This is a genomic window from Nocardia sp. NBC_00881 (assembly GCF_045207455.1).
GTDB lineage: Bacteria > Actinomycetota > Actinomycetes > Mycobacteriales > Mycobacteriaceae > Nocardia.
Genome location: NZ_CP108798.1, coordinates 6,491,143 through 6,517,205, shown reverse-complemented (window position 1 = coordinate 6,517,205; position 26,063 = coordinate 6,491,143). Strand labels below are relative to the sequence as shown.

Genomic DNA, 26,063 nt, shown 5'->3' with positions numbered 1-26,063 from the left:
TGAACCGGCGCAAGGCAGGCTTCGGCAAGGCCGCGGTTACTGTGAGTCACGAGACAACGCACCGAGTGACCGCCGGAGTAGACGACATGCCAGTGGACCGAATGCTGCCCACCCCCGAGGCCAGGGATCTGCTCGAACTGACCCGCGACATCGCCGACAAGGTGCTGGAACCGCGGGTGGTCGACTGCGAGAAGGCAGGGACCTACCCCGACGGCGCCTTCCCCGCACTCGGCGCGGCCGGACTGCTGAGCCTGCCGTACCCAGAGGAGTTCGGCGGCGGTGACCAGCCGTACGAGGTGTACCTCCAGGTGCTCGAGGAACTGGCCGCCCGCTGGGCCGCCGTCGCGGTCGCGGTCAGCGTGCACAGTCTGTCATGCCATCCGCTGTTCGCTTTCGGTACCGACGAGCAGAAGCAGCGCTGGCTGCCCGGGATGCTCTCCGGCGAGACCATCGGCGCCTACAGCCTTTCCGAGCCACACGCCGGATCGGACGCGGCCGCGCTGCGCTGCCGGGCGACTCGCGTCGAGGGCGGTTACCGAATCAATGGCGCCAAAGCCTGGATCACCAACGGCGGCCGAGCCGACTTCTACACCTTGTTCGCCCGCACCGGCGAAGGCTCGCGTGGCATCTCCTGCTTCTTGGTCCCGCGGGACGCCGAAGGCCTCAGCTTCGGCAAGCCCGAGGAGAAGATGGGCCTGCGTGCCGTGCCGACCACCACCGCCGCCTACGACGACGCGTTCCTGCCCGGGGAACGATTGATCGGCACCGAAGGACAGGGACTTTCGATCGCCTTCAGCGCCCTGGACTCCGGCCGACTGGGCATCGCCGCGATCGCCACCGGTCTGGCGCAACGCGCCCTGGACGAGGCCGTCGCCTACGCCAAGGAACGCGAGACGTTCGGCCGCCACATCATCGACCACCAAGGCCTCGGCTTCGTACTCGCCGACATGGCCGCCGCCGTCGACTCCGCACGCGCTACCTATATCGACGCCGCGCGGCGTCGGGACATGGGCCTGCCGTACTCCCGCCAGGCCAGCGTGGCCAAACTCGTCGCCACCGACGCCGCCATGAAGGTCACCACCGACGCGGTCCAGGTGTTCGGTGGCTACGGCTACACCCAGGACTTCCCCGTCGAGCGCTACATGCGCGAGGCCAAGGTGATGCAGATATTCGAAGGGACCAACCAGATCCAACGCCTGGTCATCGCCCGTCACCTCTCCGAGAACTGATCACCCGACATGGCCGAAAATGCCAATTCGCTGACCGCAGATGTCTTCGGACCTGCGGATTCGCGTCTTACGCTCGAGGTATGACAACGCCGTCCATCATCATCATCGGAGCCGGGTTCGGCGGGCTCGGCATGGCACTGGAGCTGCGGAGGGCCGGGCTGGACACGTTCACCATCCTGGAGCGCGCCGAGGATCTCGGGGGCGTGTGGCGCGAGAACACCTACCCCGGCGCGGCGTGCGACGTACCGTCGCCGCTGTATTCCTGGTCCTACGAGCCGAAATCGGATTGGCCACGGCGTTTCTCCGAACAGCGCGACATCCACGCGTATATGCGCGGTGTCGCCGCGAAGCACGGCCTCGAGCGCTTCATCCGCTTCGGCACCGAGGTGACCGACGCGGAGTTCGACGAGCGCACCGGCCAGTGGACTATCGGCACGGCCGACGGGTCGCGGCTCACCGCCGACATCCTCGTCCCGGCTGTCGGGCAGCTGTCGCGTCCTGCCCTGCCCGATATCCCGGGGATCGACACCTTCGCCGGTCCCGCCTTCCACTCCGCGGAGTGGAACCACGAGGTCGACCTCACGGGCACCCGCGTCGCCTGCATCGGCACCGGAGCCAGCGCGGTCCAATACATCCCGCGCATACAGCCGAAGGTCGCGCAGCTCACGCTGTTCCAGCGTTCGGCGGCCTGGGTGCTGCCGAAGGCCGACGTCGAGTACAACGCCGTGCACCACGCGCTGTTCAAGCACGTCCCGCCCAGCCGCCTCGCGGAGCGCTTCGCGATCTGGTCATTCTTCGAAGTGATGGCCCTGGCACTCACCGACATCCCTGCGGTGAAGACCCCTGTCATCGCCCTGGCCGATCGGCACCGCGCCGCACAGGTGCCCGACGCCGAACTGCGCGCGAAGCTGACACCCGACTACGCAGCCGGCTGCAAGCGCGGCCTGTTCTCCAACGAATACTTCCCCGCACTGACACAGCCGAACGTCACCGTGGAGACCACCGCGATCGAGGCGATCACGCCGACCGGAATCCGCACCGCCGACGGCGTCCAGCACGAGGTGGACGTCATCATCTACGGCACCGGGTTCAAGGGCACCGAGTTCCTGGCACCGATGAACATCTACGGCCTCGGCGGGCGCAAGCTGTCCGATGTCTGGGGCGACATGGGTGCGCGCGCCTACCTGGGCCTTTCCGTGCCCTACTTCCCGAACCTGTTCATGATGTACGGTCCGAACACCAACGTCGGCTCCGGCTCGATCATCTATATGCTCGAATCGCAGGCCCGCTACATTCGGCAGGTGGTGCAACACCTCACCACCCGGCCCGGGCACTATCTCGCCGCCCGCGCCGCCACCGAGCAGCGTTGGGACGACTGGCTGCAGAAGCGGCTGAAAAGTACGCCGTGGAACTTCTGCTTCAGCTGGTACCGGAACGCGGCGGGACGAATCACGAATAATTGGCCCGGCGCCACCCTGCTCTACCGCTGGAAGACAAGAACTTTCGACGCTGCCGACTATGACGAGACACAGGCACCCGCCACCGTGCCCTTGCCTTCCGCACTCAGCCCGGTCTCAGCAAGCCGACAGTAAACTGGCACTGTCCGGGGTCGAGGCAACGGAAGAGGTGCACGGTGTGGTGGCTACTGATCGTCGTGGTAATGGTGGCGTCGGGTGCCTTGCTGGTGTGGCAGGCGCTGCGGAGCAAACAGCGCGCGGCGACCGAACTCGCCGACGCGCTCGCCGACGCAAGGCAGGTGAACGAGCGACTCGGCGGCCAGGTCTACACGCTCAGCGGCAGCAACGACGCGGCTGAGCAGGCATTGGCCGATGCGTCAGAACGGCATCTCGCGGCGGGATCGCAACTCGATCAGGCCCGCACCCCTGCGCAGGCGCGACTGGCGAAACAGACTGCGCTGGAAGGTCTTTACTACATCAGGGCCGCACGCACCGCTATGAGCATGGACCCAGGCCCCGCGGTAGCGGCGCTCGACGGGCAGGACACCGCCGGGCAGGTCAGCGAGAAGCGAGTCGTCCAGTACGACGGAAGGAAGATCGCGACCTCGCCCGAGCCCTCGTCGGCGACGCCGAACTACTATCCCGGCGGACGAGTCGCCGGACGACCGGTCCCCGCGGGCTGGTACTCCGAGCCCTGGTGGAAGCCGGCCCTGGTCGGCGGCGCCTGGGGCCTCGGCTCCGCAGTGCTGTTCACGTCGCTGTTCTCCGGGATGTCCGGGGTGGGATACGACGCGCAGGGGTTCGAAAGCGGATACGGCGAGGGATACCAGGACGGGCTCGCGGCTGACGACGGCGGCGGATCAGACGCGGGGTACGACCAGGGCGGTGACTACTCCGGTGGGTACGACAGCGGTGGTTACGACGGCGGCGGCGGCTTCGACGGCGGATTCTGACTCGCCGACTACCGCCCGGAACTGCCACTTTCGACCCCACTGGAAAGCGATGCGGCCTCCCAGCCCTCGACCCGGTAGACTGCCCACGTCCCCGGTGGGCTCAACACCCACCACGACCAGCCTTCGTAGCTCAGGGGATAGAGCACCGCTCTCCTAAAGCGGGTGTCGCAGGTTCGAATCCTGCCGAGGGCACCGAAAACATGGGCAACTGTTCGAGTGGTTGCCCGGCCTGTCGTGTTGTGTCGCGTGCTGGTTCGGCTTGGTACCGGTGGTGGTTCGGCGGCTGGTTCCGGGGGTGCGGTAGCGGTCAGTGCGGCGGCGGCTTGTGTAGCGGCGGGCAGTGTTTCCGTGGTGAGCGTGGCGTGTTTGATGTTGTGGTCGTAGACGATTTTGATGCCGAAAGCGGCGTACAGATCGCGTTGTAGGCGTCGGGTGCGTTGGTAACTACCGTCCGATCCGGCTGGCGCCCCGTCGCCACCTCCCCCACGGTCGCCCACCGAGGCTCGACTCACCGGCACGTCCGACTCCGGCATCACCGAGTCGATGGGATCGACCTCATTGCTCGCAGCCACTCGCGAGATTCTCGACCAGATCACACTCCAACTCGGGCAGGCGCGCGGACGAGAGCCGTCCCGAACGCCGGTCACGACCGCGCGGCCAGTGTATTCGTGAGACATCACCGAGCTGCTTGTCGCGTTCACGTCCATACTCACGAATCTGGTGTCCGCACATCACGCTGCCGATGCCAGGCCGCAACTCCTCAGGATGCCGGTGAATTTGCGCTGCATTCTTCGTACTGGCCCAGCGGAGGATTCGTGGCGGTCGTCGGATTCCACCTGATTTCGGTTGGCTCGATCCCAGTCATTGCGGTAGTTCTCCTTCCAGGTTGGTGAGTTCACAGGCGGCGGTCAGTGCGCGTCACTGCCGACGAACTGAGCTCGCGTGGTCGGCGATACGGGCATGGGTCCAGTTCTCCTCGAACTCGTGGCGCAAGATGGCGGCTACCTTCGTGGGGTCGCGGCGGCCGACGGGGTCCGCGTCACACACCGCGTCGCCGATTCAGGCCGTGTCCTGCGGGCAGCCAGGCAGACACCACCGCCACCATGAAAATTTTCTTACGGACCCAACGTTTCGTGACCCACGGCGGTTGATCCCTACGAACACCCAGTTCGATAAGGAGGAATCCGCCATGATGCAGAGCCCCACCGCCCCTGACGACTTTGCCCATTCACACCCGGTACCGCCGCCCAGCGGCGGGACCGCCATCACGGCCGGGGTGCTCGCCTGCCTCGGAGGTACGCACCGGCTGCTGAGTATTCTTGTGCTCATCGCCGGGATAGCGATGTTGAGCGACCTCGACGCGGAGGGCGAAACCAATGGGGCGCGAGTGCTTTTCGCGATCTCGATCCCGATCTTCTTGCTCGCCGGTTCGCTGTTGCTTGCCGGTGGCATCCAGATGTTTCGCAAGCATGCCTCGGCGCGTCGGCTGATCGTCATCGGCTGTGCGGTCGACATCGCCTACAGCATCATCGAGACAGTGGTCGTGCTTGCTGTTGCCGGAGCCTCCGATGACTACGGTGTGATCGGCAGCCCGCTGTTCGCCATATTCGTGGCCGTGTTCCCCATCGCCACGATCATCCTGACCTTGGCGACATCGACCACGCGGTGGCTCGAGTATCAGGCATAAGATACCGAGAGACGACAGGGAGCCAGACCACATGAGCGCGCCACTCGATCCCGCCCAGGCCCGTGATATTTTCTTTGCCGCCTTGCTGCGTGTGGTGTTGCACGAATGTGCGCAGGCTCCACTCTCGCTGCTCACCGCCGATACCGGATCGGCCGTCATCCGGATCGCCCGCGGTGGTGAGCAGCGGGAGCAGGCATTCGCCGAAATGCTGGTGGAGGCATACGAGTCGGCGAGCGAGATGCTGCTTGCCCGCATCACCAAGTTGACGCGCAGCCGCGCCGACGCCGACGACATAGTGCAGACCGCGTTCATGCGGGTGTACGCACGCTGGCCGGACCACATCACCGACGTCGAAGGGCTCCGGAAGTACCTGTGGACCACGGCGGAAAACCTGGTGAAGGATGCGATGGTCCGGGCCGCGAAGGACCGGGAAAGGCTGGATTCCGATGGACACGAACGCCTTTCGGTACTCGCCGACCATGCCGGCCTGCCGTTCGACGACATGATCGCCTTGCAGGACATGCTGATCCGGCTATTGGACGCACTGCCGCCGAGGGAACGTGAGGCGGTCATCATCTACACCTACGAGGGAAACACCTACAAAGAGACCGCTCGGGTCATGGGCGTGGCGGAGGGCACCGTCAAGGGATACGTCCACGACGGGCTGTTGCGCGTCCGAAAATACCTCGAAGAGCAAGTCGCTTGATCGTCAGATCCCGTGGCAGGGTGGGGTGTTGTCGGCACCCACGGGTAGCTCGTCCCGTTCGGCCTGGGTGTACCCGCGGTCACTGATCGCGCAGAGCCGTCCCAGTACGTCATCGCGGTCGAGATTGATCGAGTACCGTCCGACACCTCCGCTGCCGGAGTACCTGCCGGGATTCAGCGCGTACAGGGCATCTTTGGAGAGATCCCCGTACCGCTGGTCCGAGATCTTCACATCGAAGAGCTTTGCGCTGCGATCGAAGTCCCAGATCTCCAGTGTCCCGAGGTGATCGACCACCAGCAGACCATCATCGGTCATGCCAACCCCATTGCCCGACGGAAACGGTTGTGCAGAAGGAGATTCCACACCGCTGTCGAAGTTCTCCACGGTGTCTTCCCCGGACTCGTACCTGATGTATATCTGTGGAGCGCCACGGCTGACGAAGGCATCCTGCCTCTTGCCGCGATCAATCGGTTTGACGGGTACCGAGCGGAGTACTCGTCCGTCATCCAGGGCCCGGACGGTATCGCCGTCGATGTTCTCGGTGAAGTACTGGTCGTTGCGCGTCGGGACGAGGGCCGCCTGCGCGCCAGCCCGTACCATCCACACCAGTTCGTCGATGTCGCGCCAAGTCCGCACGGTGTGGCCGAGCTGTTTCCCATCGCTGATCCGCCACCGGGTGACCGAGCCCGCATGGAAGAAGGCCAACTCGTCGTCGCCGGGCTGCATGATGGATGTCGGTCGCCGCAGTCCAGGTCCGAGTTCGGGCGGGACAGGTAACGAAATACGTTGCTCGACAGCGAGTCCGGGCAGCGAAAAGATGGTGATGCCACCCGTCGCACCGGCCACAACGAAATGCTTCCCGTCGGCAGTGATCCGGTAGGCAGATTCGGGCGGAATCGACCCACGCACGGCAAGGGTCACCGTGATACGCGCGACTTCCCTTATGGCGGGGGTCATTTCGACGACGCGCACCGTTGCGTTCGCATCTTCTGGGCCGCATGCGACGTCTACAACGAACGAGCCGTCGGGACTCCACCGGACAATCCGCTGTTCGGTGGCCGGTCCGGCGAACACGTTCATGTCCGAGATCGCCACGGCAGGCGCGAAGCGGAGCAGGCCACTCGGCGTGAATTGTGCCAGCCTCGGGCCGTCGTCGGCAGGGGCGACCACTACCGTGGCCGACATATCCCGAGGGCTGGCTGTTTGGACGGCGAAGGCCTGGCCGGTCCGTAGGTCGATGAGGTGAGTCTGGCCGAGAGTATCGCCGGCGAGGATTCTCGTCGACCACGCGTACCGTCCACTGCTATCGACGGCCCACTTGCAGTCCTCGGTCGTCGAGCCCGAGCTGCGCGGCGTCCGCAGACGTTCGGCCCCCGTCAGCGCGTCCGAGACGACCAGTTGGTCGTCGGAACATCCGACGACCAGGCCGGTCGAGGTGATATTACCGGCTGGCAATTCCCGAATCGGCTGTCCGGTCTTGGCGTCGCGCACGACGTTGCGCGTGATCCCGATTTTCGACTCGCGCATCGCGATCATGCTGCCGGTCGGGTCGACATAGTCCGGAAACTGGGCGAAATCTCCCAGCGGAGGCGGGGAAGAGACCAGGACGGGCCCGGCACCCGCCATGTCGTACACCTCCAGCAGGTCGGTGTGCTGTGCCTGCTGAAGCTCTGCCCGTTGGACCTGCGCTCGGTTGAGTCGCACCGCGAGCCAGCGCCCGGTCTGATCCCAGCCGGTCGACACGCCATTGGGCAGCAGCGGCGCAGGCTCCGGCGGACGGACCAACGCAGGACCGGTGCGGTTTCGAACATCCCAGACGGCGACCGCACCATCGTCGGTCACCACGGCGAGTGCGGAGCCGTTCCGGCTGAGGTTCAGCGAGGCGACCTTACCGGCGGTCGGTGGAAGTCGCCACGGCATCGGCTCATCGCCGAGCACACCGGCCCAGACTGTGACGTCGCGGCCCTCGGCGACCACGACCTCGGCCCCGTCGCCACTTGCCGCCCCGAATGTCGCATCGCGCCACAGGCCTGTCCGGTAATCCGTGACGGACGACATCCGCACTTGTTGATACAGCAGTGCCGTCCGCACCATGTCGTCGTCCGGCGCATACCGCGCTGCGGCCTGCGCGAATTGCAGCGCCTTGTCCAGGTCGGAGTCGGCCACCCGCATGGATTCCGCCGCGAGGCTGCGCCCCGCCTGCAACCGCAACTGCGCCGCGCGAGCCGCACTGCTCCGGTAGGCGACCACCGCCATCGACGTGGCCACGACCACCAGAACGGTGAGCGCTGCGGTCACCACTCGCAGGCGCCGCACCTCCCGCCCGCGCAGCTGGCGGCTGGCCGCGATGAATTCCTGATGTGCTTGCGGCACATCGGATTTCCGAGCCTCCAACTGCTCCTTCGCAGTCTCCAGAGCGGTACCGCGCAGCAACGCGTCGTGCTCGCGACCGCGCCGTTCCCAATTGTCCAGGTCCTGCGCGAGGTGTTGCTGCCAGGCGCGGAAGTCGCGGTCGGACTGCAGCAGGTCGTGCAGCCGTTCCCAATTGTCGATGAGCGCTTGGTGTGCCAGCTCGACGGTGTCCGCGCCGTTCTTGTCGCGGCCGACGACGACCAGGCGGTCGAGCGCCAGCCGCCCGACCACACCGCGGAGTTCGGAGTACTCCCGCATCGGCAGCACCGCTCGGAGGAATCCGGCGCCGCTCGAGGTCGGCACCGCGAGCAGCTTCAGGAGCCGTTCCGCGTCGGCCCGCTCGGCGGGATCGGTGAACTGCGCCATGACCTGCTCGGCCCGCCGGGCGATGGAAACCTCCACGCTGCCGACGTTTTCGTAGTCGGCGAGGGTGATCCGGCCGCCGGTGTGCCGTGCCCACAGGTCAGACAGCACCGACGCCAGCAACGGCAACCCGCCGGGCTGGTCGAAAACACCGTCGATCAGCCGCTGCACCACCGCATCGTCCAGCATCACTCCGGCACGGGCGGCGGGGCGGCTGATCACGTCGCGCAGTTGGGCACGGCTCAGCGGGGCCACCGCAACCGTTGTGCCGCCGAGGAATTCGGCGAGTTCGGCGTCGAGTAGGTCGTCCAGCGCGTCCCAGCGTAACGTCAGCACGATCGCCAGACGTCCCTCGGTGTCGGCGCGGGTGAGCTCGAGCAACGCCTGCAATAGCGCACGGGCCTGCCGCGGGGCCGCCACGGCCAGATCTTCGAACTGGTCGACGAACAACACCGTGCCGTGCGGCGGAAGCTGTTGCAGCAGTGTGGCCGCGTCATCGGCGTCGGGCGCGGGCGCAGCCTGGTCGATCAACCAGGTCGAGAGTGGCTCATCCGCGGCGATACCGGAACCGACTGCGCGCACTCCGGATTCCGTCGCGGCGTCGCCGCTGAGCCGGAATGCGGCGACCTGCCACCCCTGCTGCCGCAATCGCGGTATCACCCCGGCTCGGATCAACGAGGACTTCCCGGTACCGGAACGTCCGACCACCGCGGCGAAACCGCTCTGCCGCAGCGTCTCCCGCACCCGCGCGATATCGTCGTCCCGCCCGTAGAAGAACTCTGCGTGCTCCTCGTCGAACGGCGCCATACCGCGATACGGGCTCGACAGCAACGCCGGATTCAGCCGCAGCACCTCGTCGATGGGAAGCATGAACGCGGTGCGGGTGTAGCGGCGGCGGTCGGCGGCGACCGCCATTCCGGTCACGGCATGCGCCTCGGTGTCCCAAACGGCGGCGCCGCTGAACCCCTCGGTGATCGGCTGCCCGCCGGTCGCTGCCTGCAGCTGCACCCAGCCCTGGCTTTGCGGAGCTCGAAACTCGCCGGACACCCAGACGCCGCCGGGCATCTCGGCCGGAAATCCGAACATCCGGAACTCTCCACCCCAGGGCTGGCCGGCGGGCCAGAATGGCAGCGGCGCAATGGAATCCGGGGGCGAAGTAAGGAGCTCCAGGATGGCGATATCGCCACGGCCGTCCTCGCGGATGCGGGACCAGTGCCGGATCCGGGCGAGTATCGGAACTGTGGCACCCGCCGACGGAAAGTCCACGGCCACAGGCCCTTCGGGCACATTGTCGGCCGTCGGTTCCGCACCCAGCGCCGCCGATACGACGTGCGCGCACGTCGCAATCAGAGTGGGCCGCACCAGAAATCCCGCGCCGACCACATCGCCGGTGGGCGTTAGAATCCGCACTGAGGCCCAGCCGAGCCGACCGGTGTCCGCAATCCCTTGCACGCGTCGAACCCTCCCGGGGAAGTTCGGCAAGCGTAGCAAATCCGCCGATGGCGTGAAGGAATCGTCGCCGAGCACGGGCAGGAGACCGGAATTACCCGCGGACCGAACGGACCTCGGCGCGCACGGAAGGCCTCAATCCACAAGCACTGTTGCCACCATGACGGCCAGCATGACGGCCAGCATGACAAAGATTTCGATCAGGACGACGACCAGTCCGTGCGCAAACACCAAGATCACCAGCGGCACTCCAGCAACGAGGAGGGGGATCGCGAACTCGAGAACACCGGCCGGCGCTCTTCGAGCTGACCGCTGGTACCGCGGCGGTGTCGGGCTCGCTGCCACAGGCCTCGGCAGAACAGGTCTCGAGGCCGGACCGGACAGCGAAGTCCGCAACGGGACAGGCCAGGGCGAGGGCGAGGCATGTCTCGGGGCGGCACTTTCCGACGAGCTGCCCACGGTGTGGCCCGAATAGGCACGAACCATGTCATCCACCTGTCGATACCGCTTGACCCCCGGTAACACGTCCACCACTCCGGAGGCCTGCTCCCACAACGCAATGAGACGCGCCGCCTGCGCTCGCCAACCGGCGCCGCCCTCGACCACCCGGCCCTCGAGCGCGATCACACCGACGGTCGTGGCGGACTCCGAATACTGCCGCCGCAGGTGGTTCAGATCTCGGAAGCTGTACACGCCACAGGTACAGCCGTCGGCCGGAGCTTGATGCCGCGCGCCCTTGCTGCGCTCGGCGATACACGTTCCGTCGCGCCACGCGGTGCTGTCTCCCCGCTCGAACACCGGCCGCAGCTTCCCGTGGTAGACGGTGAACGTCCGGAGCCCGTAGACGCCGACCACCGGCTCGCCGGCGGCATCCGGCTCGGCGTAGAACTTCCCCACGTCGGCATCGCGAGCTTGCAGAGAACCGACGACGCGAAGCACATCCTGGATCGGGATCATGTAGGCGGTGCGGGTGACCGATCGCCGGTCCGGGACCGTCGCCATACCGATCACTGTGTTCGCCCCGCCGTCCCATGCGGGGGCGCCACTGCAGCAGTCGGAGATCGGTGGTTCTCGTGCGTGACTTCCAGCGCTACCACACTCATACCCGATGCAGGGGTCCGGAAGTCGCCGCGCACGGCAACGATACCGAATCCGCTGTTCCTTACTCCCAGCATCCGAAATCCGGTGGCCGTCATGCCGTCGGTCCCTCGCATCGAGGGTGTACTTGCTGCTGCCGGTGGTGCGGCATCGAGTTCCAGCACAGCGATATCGCCACAACCGTCGGCATACTCCGGCACCCAGCCGCGCACTCGGGCGATTACCCGACCGCCGGGAGCACGCCACGGGAAATCCACGCCGACGGGGACGTAGGGTCGCAGCAGGTTGTGTGGATCGCCACCGATTGCCGCCGCGACACTGTGCGCGCACGTGGCTACCATCTGTGGACCGACGAGAAACCCGGTCCCCACCGGCCGATCGGACGAGTCCAATATCCGCGCCACCGCGGCTCGGTCCCGCGAGTCCTGTGCCGTGTTCACGAATCACCTCTGCGCGCAAAAAGACTGGTTATCACGCTGGATCACCGCGCATGCATCTGTCGTGGGAAGCAGACCGATCGACGGAAGAGCCGAGCCGGCACCACCGCCCACACGATGGATACCCCAGCAGCCATATTGCCCAGTCCAAGGCCGACACCCACAGCAACCAGGCCTTTTCGCCGAATAGGGCGCCGGTCGACCGCCTCCGGCCAGGGAAACGGAGATATTGTCATGGGCGATCGCCATAGAACGTCCGCTCACCACTGCCGATCGCTGAGAGGACGGTGCGGGCCAGGACCTGCTGAGGGAACTCTGCAGCGAGCGAACGCTCCGCCTATACCAGCACGAGCCGAGTCCGTGGCTACGGTGTAGCGCCTGACATGCGACAAGGCATCACGGATCTCGAGATCGAAGCGGACAGGCGGTTCCACGCGGCCACGGCCGCCTCCCCCAGGGACCAGGACGATCTCGGGGACGCTGGCGCCCTATCGGCTGCAGCCGGCATGCTCTCGACAGCATGATCATGTCGTCGCTGATCGATGTCGTCACGACTGCCGCTCACGAGCGGCTTGGACACGCGCACCAGGAGCAGATCTCGTCGAATTGAAGCCCCTGCGCACGACCGGTGCTGCATGGGAGATAGGGGATTCTCGGCCCTCCAGCTGGTGTAGAGGCCGCGCTGCTCGGCTGCGGCGAGGCACCGCGCTGGCGTTCGAGGATCAGTGCTTCGAACTCGGCGAACGCGACCATCACCGACAGCAGCAGCGTCGCCGTCGGTGAGTGCTCGCCGGTGAGCGTCAGGTTCTCCTTGGCGAGGACCACCCGACCACCCTTGCCGGTGGTAGTCCGCGTTTGCGGCGCGGATCGGGCGATCCGATGTCGCCGACGGGAGGTGATGATGTCGGGGAACGAACGAAAAATGTCGCGTTAGAAGCTAACACGCCAGCGACGCTCGATCTATTCTTCTCGGTAGGCCCTCATTGGGCCACCCAAGACCAGCCCCGCATCCAGCGACGCGCCGGAAGGCCACCAACGACGTGGGCCCATCAGCGGACAGCGGCGGAAGCCAGCGAAGCCGACTGCCGAGAATCCTCAGGAGGCTTAGACCCGACCGGCTACGACACATGGCGTCCACGGCCAGACCTGGTCAGGAGCTTCGACGACCTGCCCTAGGACGCTCAGGCGCTTCGAGCTCGCGATCGGCAATCCCACAGTGCGGAAATTGCGGCCCGACGTATCTCAACGGCTTGAAACGGATGGGTCGACGCCTGGATCCGCGCCGAGTTCCCTGTGCCAGTAGGGCTTTCGCGTGCCGAACCCGCACCGCTCGATCAACCGCTATCGGAAAGGCTCATCGATGGGGCATGTGTCTCCGACCGGACCACCACGAACTGGATCGAGCAACGGGGATTCCGATCGACAACTATGGCGGCCACTTTCGTGCTCGAGAGGGTGATCGACGTGTCGCTGACCGCTGGTGACCAACTCGCCGACAGTATCCAACACTTCCGACGGCGCGCCGGTCTCAACCAACGTGCCGCAGCGGAACTCGCGGGGTTGAGCGTCGGCGGACTGCGCGACATCGAGCAAGGCCGAGTTGCCCGCCCGCGCGCTTCCACGCTGCGCAAGCTCGCCGATGTATTCGGGCTTTCCCGTTACGAGTTCGATGATTTGGTACGCCAGGCAAACAATGAATACCGCCAAGCAGCCCGGCTGCGGGTCGAGATACTGGGATCGCTGCGAGTTTCGGTGGACGGCACACCGGTCGATCCAGGGTCCGAGGCCCAGCACGTACTGTTGGGATTGCTCGCGCTGACACCGAATGTTTCCGTGACTCGCGGCGCATTGCTCGATGCGCTCTGGGACGTGCGGCCGGCCTATGGCACAGCGAACCTGCTGCAGTCGAGGGTCTCCCGCCTTCGGCGACGCCTACAGCCGAGCATCGCCGACGATTCCCGATCACAGCCGATACCGGTGACTCGCAGTGGCTACCAGCTCACCGTGACCGAGTATCAACACGATCTGCTGGTATTCCGGCGGCTGGTCACCCGCGCGCGGCAGGCCCGCGACGACAGGGACCTCAATGCCGCGTGCGGTCTGTTCGCCGAAGCCATCGCGCTGTGGCGCGGCGATCCGCTCGACGGCATCGTCGCGTTGCAGACGCACCCGATCGTGCTGGCGCTTGTCCGCGAATACCGAGCCGTGGTTGTCGAATATGCTTCCGCTGCTGCTACTTTGGGGTGCTACCAGGAAGTACTTCCACTATTGCAACAAGTGGCCGACGCCGATCCCCTGCACGAATCCATTCATGCGGCGCTGATGATCGCGCTTGCGGGTAGCGGGCAGCAGGCTGCCGCGCTCAATGTCTTCGACACCCTGCGGCGTCGCTTGGCATCGGAGCTCGGCGCCGATCCCAGGCCCGAACTCACTGCTGCCTATCAGCGTGTGTTGCGTCAGGAAGTAGGCCGGCCGGAGTTCACGCCGATCAGCGCACATCACCAATTACCTCCGGATATCGCCGATTTCATCGGCCGAAAGGTCGAGCTCCAGCAACTGTTGGACGGCTCCTCCGCCGACAATGCCGACACCTCGGTACCTGTCTTCCTGATCGAGGGGATGGCTGGTATCGGGAAGACACGGCTCGCAGTGCATGCCGCGCACCGGCTGAGAAGGGAAGGTCGTTACGGCGACGGCCAGCTCTACGTGGATCTCCAGGGACACGCCGCTCAACCACCTGCAAACCCCTCATCGGTCCTGGCGATGTTCCTTCGGCAACTGGGGGTGCCCGGTGACCAGATCCCGCCCGGCTCGGGTGAGCGAGCGGCCATGTACCGGGATCGGTTGTACGGCAAAAGCACTGTGATAATTCTGGACAACGCCGTGCTGGAGGACCAGGTGCTGCCGCTCTTGCCGGCCGGTCCTGCCAACATGGTACTGATCACCAGCAGGCGAACATTGGCATTGGATGGCGCCGAAACACTGATCCTGTCGACATTCACACCTGCCGAGGCGGAGGAGATGCTGAACCAGGCGGTGGGCGCGAAGCGGGTCCAGGCCGAACCGGACGCGAGCCGCAGCTTGGTGGAGTTGTGCGGCCGTCTCCCGCTGGCATTGGCGATTGCCGCGCGCCGCTTGCAGTCCCGGCCTGCATGGACAGTCGCGGATCTCGTCGAACAACTCGAGAGCACTGGGGGTCTGCTCGACGAACTCGCCGCCGGAAGCGGCCGATTGCGGTCGGCGTTCGATCTGTCCTATCGATCGCTCGGCGCGGACGAGCAACGGATGTTCCGATTTCTGGGCCCGCTGCCTTCCGACGGATTCATCACCGCTTACGTTGCCGCACTGATGCGACTCACCCCCTCATATACTCGTCTGCTCCTGGACCGTCTGGCCGACGAGAATCTGGTCACCGTCGTGAGCAGGAATCACTACCAGCTGCATCGTCTACTCAGGGATTACGCGTGCACGCTGGTGCGGAACGAGGAGCCCCGATCTGAAGCCGCGTCCTGAGGAACGGCCGCGATCGGCCGCAGGTTTCGTACCGACGGCGCGCCGCCGATACGAAACCCCACCGGCGCCGCGTCAGGCGGCGGCTCGCCCGAGTCCGCGAATCGTCCAGCCGGCCGCGCGCCACGAATCCAGTGAAAGCATGTTTCGCCCGTCGAGAATACGTGGGTGGCTTACCGTCTTGGCGAGTTCCGCGGGATCCAGTTCCCGGTATTCTTTCCACTCGGTCAGATGGAGCACGATGTCGGCATGCTCACACGCCTTGGTCACCTCGCGCGCGTAGTCGAGCCCAGGAAACACCGCGCGCGCGTTGTCGAGTGCTTCGGGATCATGCACACGTACCCGGCCGCCGCGCAGCTGAATCGCGGCCGCCACGTTGAGCGCTGGAGAATCCCGGACATCGTCGCTGTCCGGTTTGAAGGCGGCACCCAGCACCGCCACGTTAACCCCGAGGAACGAGCCCCCGACCAGCTGCCGGGCCAGCTCGACCACGTGTTCCCGGCGCCGCATGTTGATCTCATCGACCTCTTTCAGGAAACCCAATGAGTGACCGACACCCAGCTCATGAGCGCGGGCGGTGAAAGCACGGATATCCTTCGGCAAGCAGCCACCGCCGAAGCCGAGTCCCGCAGACAGGAATCGGCGTCCGATGCGGTCGTCATGACCGATCGCATCGGCGAGCGTGACGATATCCGCACCGGCTGCCTCACACACATCGGCGATCGCATTTATGAACGAGATCTTCGTCGCCAGAAAGGCATTCGCCGAGACCTTGACCAACTCGGCGGTGGCCAGATCCGTCGATATGTACGGTATCCCCTCTTCCAGTATCGGCGCGTAGACCGAACGCAGGATCGAGTCGGCCTCAGCCGATTGGACGCCGACTACCAGTCGGTCCGGCTTCAGCGTGTCCTCGACCGCGAAACCTTCCCGAAGGAATTCCGGGTTCCAGGCAACCTCGACACTGGCGGGTGCAAGCCGAGCAACCCGGGTCGCCAGCGCGGCCGCGGTCCCGACCGGCACGGTGGACTTGCCGACAATCAAGGTGTCCCGGTCCAGATGGGGCGCCAAACCGTCGATCACGGCGTGCACATGCCGCAGGTCCGCCGCGTATGACCCCCGCTCCTGCGGGGTACCGACACAAATGAAATGGACATCGCCGAACTCGGCGGCTTCGACGAGTGATGTGGTGAAACGCAGCGCGCCGGAGTCGACGTTGCGCGTTAGTACCTCAGGAAGGCCGGGTTCGAAGAATGGTGCACGGCCCGAGGCCAACACCTCGATTTTGCCGGCATCGAGGTCGACACCAAGGACATCATGACCGATTTCGGCCATACAGGCGGCGTGTACCGCACCGAGGTATCCCGTTCCGATCACCGTAATCCGCATGTCGCTCTCCTAATTGGAACGATCGGGGTGTTCAACCCCGTCGTAGCCGTTGGGGTTGAGCCGTTGGAACCGCCACGCGTCGTCGCACATGTCGGCCAGATTTCGGGTGGTTCGCCATCCCCATTCCCGCTCGACCCGGCCCGCGTCGGCGATGAGGCACGCCACGTCACCGGGGCGTCGATCCACGATCTGATAAGGGATCTCCTTGCCGCAGGCCGCACTGAAGGCCTCGACAAGTTCCAGAACCGAGACACCCGATCCGGTGCCCAGGTTGAACACCCGCATTCCCGGCTCGTCACCGAGGTGTTCCACGGCCAGCCGGTGGCCGTCCGCCACATCCATCACGTGGATGTAGTCACGAATCGCGCTACCGTCGGAAGTCGGGTAGTCGCCGCCGAAAACCGACAACCGTTCCAACCGTCCCACCGCGACCTGGGTGAGATACGGCATGACGTTGTGGGGCACACCCCGCGGATCCTCCCCGATCCTCCCGCTCGGATGCGCGCCCATCGGGTTGAAATATCGCAACGAGATCACGCTGAATTGCGCGTACCGGGAGCAGGTTTCCGCCAGCAGCTGTTCACATGTCCATTTCGACAGCGCGTAGGGATTGGTCGGTCCGGCAGGCGCCTCCTCAGCCATCGGGACCTTCTGCGAGTCCCCGTAGATGGAACACGACGACGAGAAAACGAGCTGGTACACCCCGTGCTCATACATGGCGCGCAGCAGACCGGTGGTACCGCCGATATTGACGTCGAAATAGTCCAGGGGAATCTGGATGGATTCGCCAACGGCTTTCTTCGCGGCAAAATGGATGACCGCTTCGATCGGGTGGGCATCGAATACCGCGGCAAGGGCCTGCCGGTCACGCAGATCGACTTGGTAGGCCGTGAGTGGCAGTCCCGCCAGTTTCTGGACCTGGTCCAACGCTCCGGGCGAACTGTTGGAGTGGTCATCGACCACCACGACCTCGTAGCCGTTCTGAAGCAATTCCACGCAGGTATGGCTGCCGATAAATCCTGCTCCGCCGGTGACCAGAATTACCATGCTTCTTCACTCACTTTCCGAAACAGAAACAGGGCCATCGCCACAGCGGCAGGAGTAGTTGTCAGTACAGCGATAAGCAACGGGGCGGCCACCTTCTCGATGGCGCGGCGAAAGCTGACTCGAGCCGCCTTGGCTGTTTCCGCGGCATGCAGCAGACACACTGCGAACATCACCGTGACGTAGATCGCCGCACCCAACAGGCAGAGGACGACGTAACCTGCAGTCGCGCTGGACAACTCGCCGATGAGCGCGGCAGCGGCCAGCACCACGCCGAGCGCGGCAGACGGCGCGATCAGTTCGGACGGTAACGGCTCGAGCCCGCTCACCTCTTTGGGAGTCACCTTGAACGTGATCGGGCGGGGCCGGAACAATTGCCAGACCGCCGCACCCACTCCCCAGGCGATGAACGGCCATCTGGTCAGGCGATACAGCCAGTTCTCCCAGCTCAGAATCGGTGTATCGATCGGCCGGAGCAACCCGGCTCTCCGCAACACCGCAGTGAGCGGGACCAGCCAGAGCGAATTTGCCACCCAGTACAGGAGCACCAGAACTGGGTTGGCGGCGGACCACTCCGCCCCGGTGACGGCACTGATCGCCAGGGCCGCCACCCCGCACCCGATGGCCACGATCAACGCGGAGTGAAAAAGCATCGCGTACAGATACCGCAGCCGCAACCGCCAACTGAGCCGGCCGAAATGTAGCGGCACCACCCGCAACAGTAGGGTGGTCAGGCTTCGTGTCCATTGAAATTCTTGGACGAGCATCGCCGAAAACGTCAGTGGCCCGTTCCCGTGTGTACCGGCCGCAATAGCGAAGGCGCCGCGCCAACCCGCCGATTCGAGCAGGAAACCGGTCGAGAAATCTTCCAAAAGCTCTGGACCGATCCCACCGATCTCGGCAAGGGCCTGTGTTCTGATTGCATAGTGGGAGCCGATGGCGATCGGCGCCAGTCCGCGGTTGTGACCGAGCTGAACAGGACCGTGGAAGTACGCCTCGCGATGCACCCGCCCGCGGGCCGACCACGAACTCGCCGCGTTGCGGTCGCAATTATTCGGTGCCGCGACATAACCGACCGCGGGATCGCCGAAGGGCCGGACCATCTCGGCCAGCGTGGTCGAGTCCGGCACGTGATCGCAGTCGACGTGGACTGCGACGTCGTAATTCCCGTACCCCACTCGATCGTAGAAGTACGCAAGGTTGCCCTCCTTGCACCGAGTGCGGCGGGGCCAGGCGGCACAGTGGTATTCCGCGACACCGAATCGACTGGAAATCCGGACGCCGTGCGCCGCACACCAATCGGTCACCTTCGCGGTCGGCTGCTCGTCGCACAGCCACACGTCGTAGGGGTACGGAAACTCTTGCGCCAGCATCGCCGACAGCGTTGTCCTCACGACGTCCCATGGTTCCGACGGTGCGCGCGTGACCACGAACGCAACCCGAAGGCTGGGCACCGGCAATCGCCGATCGACTTGCCACAGCCGGTTCGCCGCGGCGAGATAGGACAGCGGCTCACACGAGAGGTATAGCAATACCGTACTGCCGACGAGGAACCCGATCCATCCCACTCGGTTTTCGGGCCGCAGCCACCACCACCAGAAAGCCAGGACGCCGACGAGCCAACCGACGGTCAGGCCTGCGACGAGTATGCGCTCCCGGCGCCGCAGCGCAGGCACGAAAGTTTTCGGGGCAAAAGTCCGTTGCGGTTTCGTGCCGTGACCGAATATCGGTCCGCGGGAGGAAATTTCGAGCACATTGCCATCCGACAGTCGTTGGATCGCCGCAGTACGGTCTCGATCACCGGGGTCCTGGTGAGGCTTGGTTTGTGTTTGTGCAGGACCGAGCGAGTTCACAGCTGTTCCTGATATTTTGGGGACAGGTTGTCGCATTGTCCGCCGGCAACGGCGGCGGCCGCCGCAGCCACCTCCTCCGGCCTGGAGCGGAACCACTCCACTGTGCGGCGCAAACCGTCTTCGATATCAACTCGCGGTGACCAGTCGAGGGTCGTCAGCGCCTTGGTGATATCCGGGCGACGTCGAGTCGGGTCGTCGGTCGGCAGCGGGTGGTACTCGATGGGCGAGCTGACGCCGGTGATCGCCGAGACCAGCTCGGCAAGTTCGGCCACGGTACGTTCATTCGGGTTGCCCAAGTTGACCGGACCCGGCTCGGCCGAGTCGATCATCGCGACGATGCCGCGGATGAGATCATCGACGTAGCAGAAGCTTCGGGTTTGACTGCCGTCACCGTAGATTGTCAGCGGGTCACTATTCAGAGCCTGCGTGATGAAGCTGGTCACTACGCGGCCATCGTGGGGGCGCATCCGAGGACCGTAGGTATTGAAGATCCGAATCACACCGGTATCGACGCCCAGAGTCCGTCGGTAAGCCGCGGTAAGCGCCTCGGCGAACCGTTTGGCTTCGTCGTACACACTGCGTGGGCCGATCGGGTTGACATTGCCCCAATACTCTTCGCGCTGCGGATGCACCAGTGGGTCACCGTAGATCTCACTGGTCGATGCCAACACGAAGCGAGCTCCGTCCCGGTGCGCCAGCCGCAGTGCGTTCTCCGTTCCACGGCTCCCGACCGCAAGCGTCTCGAGTGGCAGTCGGTGATAGTCGGGCGGGGAGGCCGGGCTTGCCAGATGCACAACTGCGGAGACCTTGCCCTCGATGTCCAGTCCCGCGCTGACATCGGCCTCATAGAATTCGAAGGAGGGATTTTCGAGCAAATATTCGACGTTGGATTTGCTGCCGGTCGACAGGTCGTCCACACATATAACCTGGTCACCTCGATCAAGGAGTAACACACATAGATGGGAGCCGATAAATCCAGCGCCGCCCGTTACCAGAACACGCATCGATCACCTCGGGATACACAGGTTTGAGTTGGCGTCACATCGCCGACCCGATGCGAGAAGAATAAGCCACGACTAGACCTCGATGTGGGACAGACCGACCGGTTCGGTTATGCCGAAACCCGTACCGTGCCCGCGCTCGAGCACCTTCGACTGCCGAATCACATCCATCAAGCTGCGCTTTTACCCACCAGCAATGGGCGTTGCCGTGACGCCTCCCTGTCAGTGCATACGCCCAGGATGGCACCTGACCCCGAAATAGCAGCGATTGCGGGGCCACGCACACTCGTGGGTAAATGAACGAAGGTTGAAATCAATTGAGCGGCGATTCTGTCGGACTTGATAGCGCATTGCAATTACAGACCGGCCAGTTCGACCATCCCGAGACAATAGATGGAAGCCACTCGACGACACGCCTGGTGCGCGATCGCGTTACCTGGCTGCACTATGCGCAGCAAGGCGCCCTCGGATATTTCCAATTCGGATTCGGCCCCTCCGTACTCCTCTTCAGGCAGGAGGCGGATTTGAGCCGTACTGTCGCCGGTCTGTACGGTCCGGCGCTGGCGGCCGGCGCAGTGATCGGCGGCGCACTGTTTCCGCACTTGACGCGGCGGTTGCCACTGGCAGTCGTACTGTCGATCGCCCTGGGCGGACTTGCCTCCGGCGTGGCCATGTTCTGCCTGCTGCCATCGGTGGCCGGCACGCTTGTCGCTGCCGCGGTCGCTATGACCTTCGGCATCCTTGTGCTCAGCGGAGTGTCCACCGGACTGTCCGACCACCACAGGACGACTTCCGGAGCAGCGATCAGCGAAGCCAATGCGGCCAGTGCCGGCATGGGGATCATCTCCCCATTGCTGATCAACGTCGCAGTGGATGTCGGACTGAACTGGCGTGCCGCAATGGGCCTGTCGATCCTTTTCGCCTGTGTGCTCGCCGCGGCAACCGCGCTGACCCACCGACAGTCGACTGTTGCGGTTCGCATCATTCCCGATCGACAACATTCGGAAAGCGAGGGCTTGCCACCGCGATACTGGCTGGCGTGGACTTGCCTGCTGGCCACCGGTTCGGTCGAGGCGGGCCTGATGCTGTGGGCGCCCGAGCAACTCCGAATGCACACCGGAATGGCTGCGGACATGGCTGCCATCGGAGTTTCCGCTGTACTCGGCGGCATGGTGGTCGGCAGGCTCGCGGGAGGATGGATAGTCGCGCGGGTCCCCACCGCACCCTTGATGTTCGCTGCGCTGGCGATCGCGGCAGCGGGATTCGCAGTGTTCTGGTCCACGGCCGATCCGGAAATCGCCATAGCCGGCCTCATCTGCTGCGGGTTGGGCATCTCTTTGCACTTCCCGCTCGGCGTGGCCCTCACCATGAAGGCGTCGAATCAGCAGCCCGAACTCGCCATGTCCCGCAACTCCTACGGCATCGCATTCGGCTTCGGGGCCGCACCTTTCCTCCTCGGCGCCCTGGCAGATCTGCTCGGGATTCGTGCGGCATTCGGGTTGGTACCCCTCTGCCTGTTCGTCGCAGCCCTGTCGGTCGGACAACTGAAGCGCCTGGAGCGACGCGACCACAGGTGATGGGGATCTGGCGACCGGCGGGTCGGCGGTCGCCGTCCCTTCAGCGCCCCGTGAAATCAGGCGCTCTGCGCTCCAGCATGGCTGCGACCGCCTCCCGGTGATCCTCGGTGTGATGGGCGGCGGCCTGCATCGCCGCGGAAAGCTCCAGGTGGCTTTCCATGCCCTGGTGCTGACCCTCGCGCAGTAGGCGCTTGGTCATCCGGAGCACGTGCGGCGGGTTGGCGCTCACCCGGGCGGCGAGCCGGTGGGCCGCGTCGAGGAGGGCGTCGGGTTCGACGACCTGGGAGACCAGGCCCCAATCGAGAGCGGTGTGCGCGTCGATCGGTTCACCGGTGAAAGCCATTTCGCAGGCTCGGGCCATGCCGATCGCCCTCGGCAGCAGCCAGGAGCCGCCGTCGCCGGGAATGAGACCGACTTTCACGAAGCTCTCGGCGAATACCGCGGTGCTCGCGGCGATCCGCAGATCGCACAGCAGCGCCAGATCGCAGCCTGCGCCGATAGCGGGACCGTTGACGGCGGCGATCGTGGGAATCTCGCATTGGTACAAGGCTTTCGGGATGCGCTGGATGCCGTGCCGGTACCCCTGACGCAGCTCCGCCGGTGTGCCGCCGAACATTCCCGCCCGATCGCGCATCTGTTTGACGTTGCCGCCGGAAGAGAACGCCGACCCCGCACCGGTGAGAATCGCCGCCCGCAGGCTGTGGTCTCGATTGGCCGCTGTCACCGCGTCCTCGAGGGCGGTGATGGTGTCGGCTTCGGATATCGGGTTGCGCACCGCCGGGTTGTTCAGTGTCCAGACGACGACATGGCCGATTCGGTCGATCAGGATCGGTTCACTCATTGCCGTCTCCCGATGCGTTCTCCGACAAAATGATTCGGACGTCGGCAAGGAAAAAGCCAGAACTGGAGGCGATCACTGGATTGAGATCGAGTTCGAGTATCTCTGGGTGCGCGGCAACGAAATCGCCGATGCGGACAAGGAATCGGGCCAGCCCGTGCCGGTCGACCGCCGGGAGATGACGGTAGCCGTCGAGCATGCGCGAGACGAGAGTCTCGTCGATCATCTCGCGCGCCTCGAGCTCGGTGAAGGGAGCGGCCCGGAATGCGACATCCCGCGATGCCTCGACCATCACCCCACCGCTGCCGAAGGCCACCACCGGTCCGAAGATCGGATCGCGAGTGGCGCCGACGAGCAATTCGACACCGGCATCGGCCATGGGGGTGATGATTACACCGTCGATGTGGGCGTCGGGCACGTGGGCATGCACGGAGTCGATGATCGCTTGGGCGTGCTGGGCCGCATCGGAGGCCACCACCCCGAGCCTGACCCCTCCGACGTCGGATTTGTGGATCACTTGCGGAGAAACGACTTTCAGCGCACACGGCCGTTCGTACTCGGCGACGGCCGCGACCACTTCCATGATGGTGCGAGCGAATGCCCAGGCGCCGACGTCGATTCCAGCGGCCGCGACCACCCGCCGTCCGGTCGGCTCGTCGAGAAGTCCTGAGCCTTCGAGGGCCGGAGCCGCGGGCGGAAGTACGAGTGAGGATCGTTGCGCGGTATCGGCCAGCAGGCGGCCACGCCGCTCCAGGGCCGCCACGACCCGCACGGCGTGATCGATGGAGCTGAGCACCGGTATACCACCGGCCCGAAGGCGGTCGTGGTTGGCGATCTCGAAACCGGCATAGCAGCTCTGGATCAGCAGAGGGACGCCGTGTTCGGCGATGAGCGCGAGCAACATGCCGCCGGCGGCGTCCTCGATCTCGCGCAGTTCGGGATCGAATCGCAGGTGGTAACCGCCGTAGAGGCCGATGATCAGCACGAGACCGACCTCGGGATCGCGCATGAGGACATCGGCGGCCTTGGCGAACACCATCGGGTCGGTGTCGGTGGCGCCGGCGACGTCGACCGGATCGGCCACCGCGGCGGCGTCGCCGAGCAGTTGCCGCAGCTGCAGCTGGGTCCGCTCGCCGAGCCGGGCCAGTTCGATGCCACGGGCCGCCAGGGCATCGGCGGCCAACGTGGCGTGGCCACCGCCATCGCTGAGGATCGCGACCTTGCGCCCCGGGGCGATCGGGGCGCAGGTGGCAAAGGCGCCTGCGACGACCGCTAGTTCGTCGGAGCGGTCGACGAGCTCCACCCCGGCCTGCCGCAGCACGGCCGTCGCCACGGCGTCCGATCCGGCGATCGAGCCGGTGTGCGACCGCGCGGCTCGGCGCCCCACTTCCGATCGTCCGCCACGCAGCATGGCAACCGGCTTATCCGGCACGGCACGAGCGGCGGCGACCAGGAACGACCGTCCGTCGACGAATCCCTCGGAATGGATCGCCACGACGCCGGTGCGCGGATCGCGAGCGAATTCGGTGAGGCATTCGTCGTAGCGGACGTCGGCCTGATTGCCCAGCCCCACGTAGGCGTGGAAACCGGGGCCTTTGATCGCGCGATCGTCATTGACCAGCGATAGCAGCATGTTCCCGCTCTGGGTGATCACACTGATCGGTCCGCACGGAACGTCCTCGAGGCCGACGAGATTCGCACCCGAGAAGACGTTGAGGAGGCCCGAGGTGTTGGGGCCGATGACCCGAATGCCGGTCTCGGTGATCGCCGCCGCGAGCGCGGCGGCGAGTTCGGCGCCGGCTTCCCCGATCTCTCCGAAACCGTTGGCGAGCACGACGGCTCCGGCGATACCGCCGGCGGCACACTGGCGCAGCATGTCGGGGACGGCGGCGGCGGGCACAGCGATCAGCGCGACGTCGACGCTGTAGGGGAGTCGATCGATCGACGAGTACACGCCGAGGCCGAGGATCTGCGGTGCTGTCGGGTTGACCGGGTAGATGGGATGGGCGTAGCCGGATTGCTGCAGGGCTCGGATGGCCTGAAACCCGCGCTTGGCCGGATTGGCGGACGCGCCGACGATGGCGATGGAATGTGGGTCGAACAGCCGCTCGAGTGCGGTGCGGGCGCGAGTGTCGAGACGGGATGTGTGCTCGTCGATGCTGGTCATGCCTATTTTCCTTCGAAGATCGGGGTGCGGCGTTCGGCAAACGCGGCGACGCCCTCGGCCCAGTCCCGGGTCGCCATCAATTCGAGAAGCTCCCTCGGCTCGGTAGCGAACGCGACATCGGGAGGATCGTCGCGACGCAGTGCCGCTTTCATCCGGGCCAGGGCGAGTGGCGCCTTCGCCGCGAGGGTTTCGGCGAGCGCTCGAGCCGAACCGAGCAGGAGATCCCCAGGTACCGCGGAATGGGCCAACCCCCATTCGAGTGCCTGCCGACCGTTGAATCGCTCTCCAAGGATCAGCATGTCCGTGGCCCTACGTAGACCGACCAGACGCGGAAGCCGGTTGGTCACGCCACCGCCCACGAAGGTGCCGATGCTCACCTCGGGAAACCCCATCTGCGCGTCTTCTGCCATGACCAGGAAGTCCGCGCTGACGGCCAACTCCGCACCGGCGCCGAGGGCATATCCATTGACCGCTGCCACCACCGGGGTGCCCATCGTCTGGATCTGCTCGCAGGCGCGCTGACCCAGCTCGACGTAGTGCGCCTGCTCGGCGGGAGTCCTGGTGCCGGACTTGTGCGCTTTCAGGTCGGCACCGACACAGAACGCCCGCCCGGTGCCGGTGAGGACGACACAGCGGATACCCGGATCGAAGTCGGCGGCATTCAGCTCGTCGATCAGCGACCGATACAGCTCTGCGCTGACGGCGTTGAGCCGTTCGGGACGGTTGAGAACGAGTGTTGCGGTGGAACCGGATCTGCTCACCAGCACGGTGGACATGCGCCTCACTTCTTCCTGATCGCTGCCTGACGCGTTGCGGCACAGGCAGATCGGCCGACCCACATGCCCCGCGAACCGCGGCGCCGAGCTGTCGGCCTCGCGGTTCGATGCCTTCAC

Annotated in this window: 17 protein-coding genes, 1 tRNA gene and 1 pseudogene; 8 read left to right on the top strand and 11 right to left on the bottom strand. The window is 65.3% G+C overall.

Annotated elements, in window-relative coordinates; genetic code table 11:
- Positions 1 to 86 precede the first annotated feature (86 nt).
- The 6 genes from OH799_RS28205 (at position 87) to OH799_RS28180 (ending at position 6,032) form a co-directional block, all read left to right on the top strand.
- Complete coding sequence (locus OH799_RS28205) at positions 87 to 1,229, top strand: acyl-CoA dehydrogenase family protein (RefSeq protein WP_406270116.1); 1,143 nt, start codon at positions 87 to 89, stop codon at positions 1,227 to 1,229.
- A gap of 80 nt (positions 1,230 to 1,309) precedes the next feature.
- A complete protein-coding gene (locus tag OH799_RS28200) occupies positions 1,310 to 2,821 on the top strand; it encodes a flavin-containing monooxygenase (RefSeq protein WP_406270114.1) in 1,512 nt (503 codons plus the stop codon).
- Positions 2,822 to 2,889: 68 nt separating this feature from the next.
- Positions 2,890 to 3,639, top strand: a complete 750-nt coding sequence (locus OH799_RS28195) for a DUF1542 domain-containing protein (protein ID WP_406282682.1) — start codon at positions 2,890 to 2,892, stop codon at positions 3,637 to 3,639.
- A gap of 119 nt (positions 3,640 to 3,758) precedes the next feature.
- Positions 3,759 to 3,831: transfer RNA gene (locus OH799_RS28190), tRNA-Arg, on the top strand.
- Positions 3,832 to 4,828: 997 nt separating this feature from the next.
- Positions 4,829 to 5,326, top strand: coding sequence for a hypothetical protein (locus OH799_RS28185; protein ID WP_406270111.1), 498 nt, complete (start codon positions 4,829 to 4,831; stop codon positions 5,324 to 5,326).
- A 31-nt stretch (positions 5,327 to 5,357) separates the two neighbouring features.
- Positions 5,358 to 6,032, top strand: coding sequence for an RNA polymerase sigma factor (locus tag OH799_RS28180; protein ID WP_406270108.1), 675 nt, complete (start codon positions 5,358 to 5,360; stop codon positions 6,030 to 6,032).
- Between the two features lie 3 nt (positions 6,033 to 6,035).
- On the opposite strand, the gene OH799_RS28175 is transcribed toward OH799_RS28180, so the two are convergent.
- The 4 genes and pseudogenes from OH799_RS28175 to OH799_RS28160 all read right to left on the bottom strand — a co-directional run.
- The gene (locus tag OH799_RS28175; RefSeq protein ID WP_406270105.1) at positions 6,036 to 10,217 is read right to left on the bottom strand and encodes a trypsin-like peptidase domain-containing protein; all 4,182 of its coding nucleotides are present in this window, start codon (positions 10,215 to 10,217) and stop codon (positions 6,036 to 6,038) included.
- Between the two features lie 174 nt (positions 10,218 to 10,391).
- Positions 10,392 to 11,258: a hypothetical protein gene (locus OH799_RS28170; protein WP_406270102.1), complete on the bottom strand. Its 867-nt coding sequence runs from the start codon at positions 11,256 to 11,258 to the stop codon at positions 10,392 to 10,394.
- 5 nt (positions 11,259 to 11,263) lie between these two features.
- Positions 11,264 to 11,794, bottom strand: coding sequence for a hypothetical protein (locus tag OH799_RS28165; protein WP_406270099.1), 531 nt, complete (start codon positions 11,792 to 11,794; stop codon positions 11,264 to 11,266).
- A 667-nt stretch (positions 11,795 to 12,461) separates the two neighbouring features.
- Positions 12,462 to 12,604, bottom strand: a pseudogene (locus OH799_RS28160) (recombinase family protein); the annotation flags it as partial.
- A 615-nt stretch (positions 12,605 to 13,219) separates the two neighbouring features.
- Between OH799_RS28160 and OH799_RS28155 the strand changes: the two are divergent.
- Complete coding sequence (locus tag OH799_RS28155) at positions 13,220 to 15,304, top strand: BTAD domain-containing putative transcriptional regulator (protein ID WP_406270096.1); 2,085 nt, start codon at positions 13,220 to 13,222, stop codon at positions 15,302 to 15,304.
- A gap of 72 nt (positions 15,305 to 15,376) precedes the next feature.
- Here OH799_RS28155 and OH799_RS28150 read toward each other — a convergent pair whose 3' ends face one another.
- The 4 genes from OH799_RS28150 to OH799_RS28135 form a co-directional block, all read right to left on the bottom strand.
- Entirely contained in the window at positions 15,377 to 16,690 is a 1,314-nt protein-coding gene (locus OH799_RS28150) for a UDP-glucose dehydrogenase family protein (RefSeq protein ID WP_406270093.1), read from the bottom strand.
- Positions 16,691 to 16,699: 9 nt separating this feature from the next.
- Complete coding sequence (gene galE / locus OH799_RS28145) at positions 16,700 to 17,737, bottom strand: UDP-glucose 4-epimerase GalE (RefSeq protein ID WP_406270090.1); 1,038 nt, start codon at positions 17,735 to 17,737, stop codon at positions 16,700 to 16,702.
- Entirely contained in the window at positions 17,731 to 19,488 is a 1,758-nt protein-coding gene (locus tag OH799_RS28140) for a glycosyltransferase family 2 protein (RefSeq protein WP_406270087.1), read from the bottom strand. Before OH799_RS28140 ends, galE begins: the two co-directional genes overlap by 7 nt.
- Before the next feature lie 95 nt (positions 19,489 to 19,583).
- Positions 19,584 to 20,591: a UDP-glucuronic acid decarboxylase family protein gene (locus OH799_RS28135; RefSeq protein WP_406270085.1), complete on the bottom strand. Its 1,008-nt coding sequence runs from the start codon at positions 20,589 to 20,591 to the stop codon at positions 19,584 to 19,586.
- A gap of 416 nt (positions 20,592 to 21,007) precedes the next feature.
- Here OH799_RS28135 and OH799_RS28130 point away from each other — a divergent pair, with 416 nt between their 5' ends.
- The gene (locus OH799_RS28130) at positions 21,008 to 22,165 is read left to right on the top strand and encodes an MFS transporter (RefSeq protein WP_406282679.1); all 1,158 of its coding nucleotides are present in this window, start codon (positions 21,008 to 21,010) and stop codon (positions 22,163 to 22,165) included.
- A 40-nt stretch (positions 22,166 to 22,205) separates the two neighbouring features.
- On the opposite strand, the gene OH799_RS28125 is transcribed toward OH799_RS28130, so the two are convergent.
- From OH799_RS28125 to OH799_RS28115, 3 genes are read right to left on the bottom strand one after another with little or no spacing between them, the layout of a single operon-like run.
- Positions 22,206 to 23,006, bottom strand: a complete 801-nt coding sequence (locus OH799_RS28125; protein WP_406270082.1) for a crotonase/enoyl-CoA hydratase family protein — start codon at positions 23,004 to 23,006, stop codon at positions 22,206 to 22,208.
- A complete protein-coding gene (locus OH799_RS28120) occupies positions 22,999 to 25,170 on the bottom strand; it encodes an acetate--CoA ligase family protein (RefSeq protein WP_406270079.1) in 2,172 nt (723 codons plus the stop codon). Before OH799_RS28120 ends, OH799_RS28125 begins: the two co-directional genes overlap by 8 nt.
- Positions 25,171 to 25,172: 2 nt before the next feature.
- Complete coding sequence (locus OH799_RS28115; protein ID WP_406270076.1) at positions 25,173 to 25,946, bottom strand: enoyl-CoA hydratase/isomerase family protein; 774 nt, start codon at positions 25,944 to 25,946, stop codon at positions 25,173 to 25,175.
- Positions 25,947 to 26,063 lie beyond the last annotated feature (117 nt).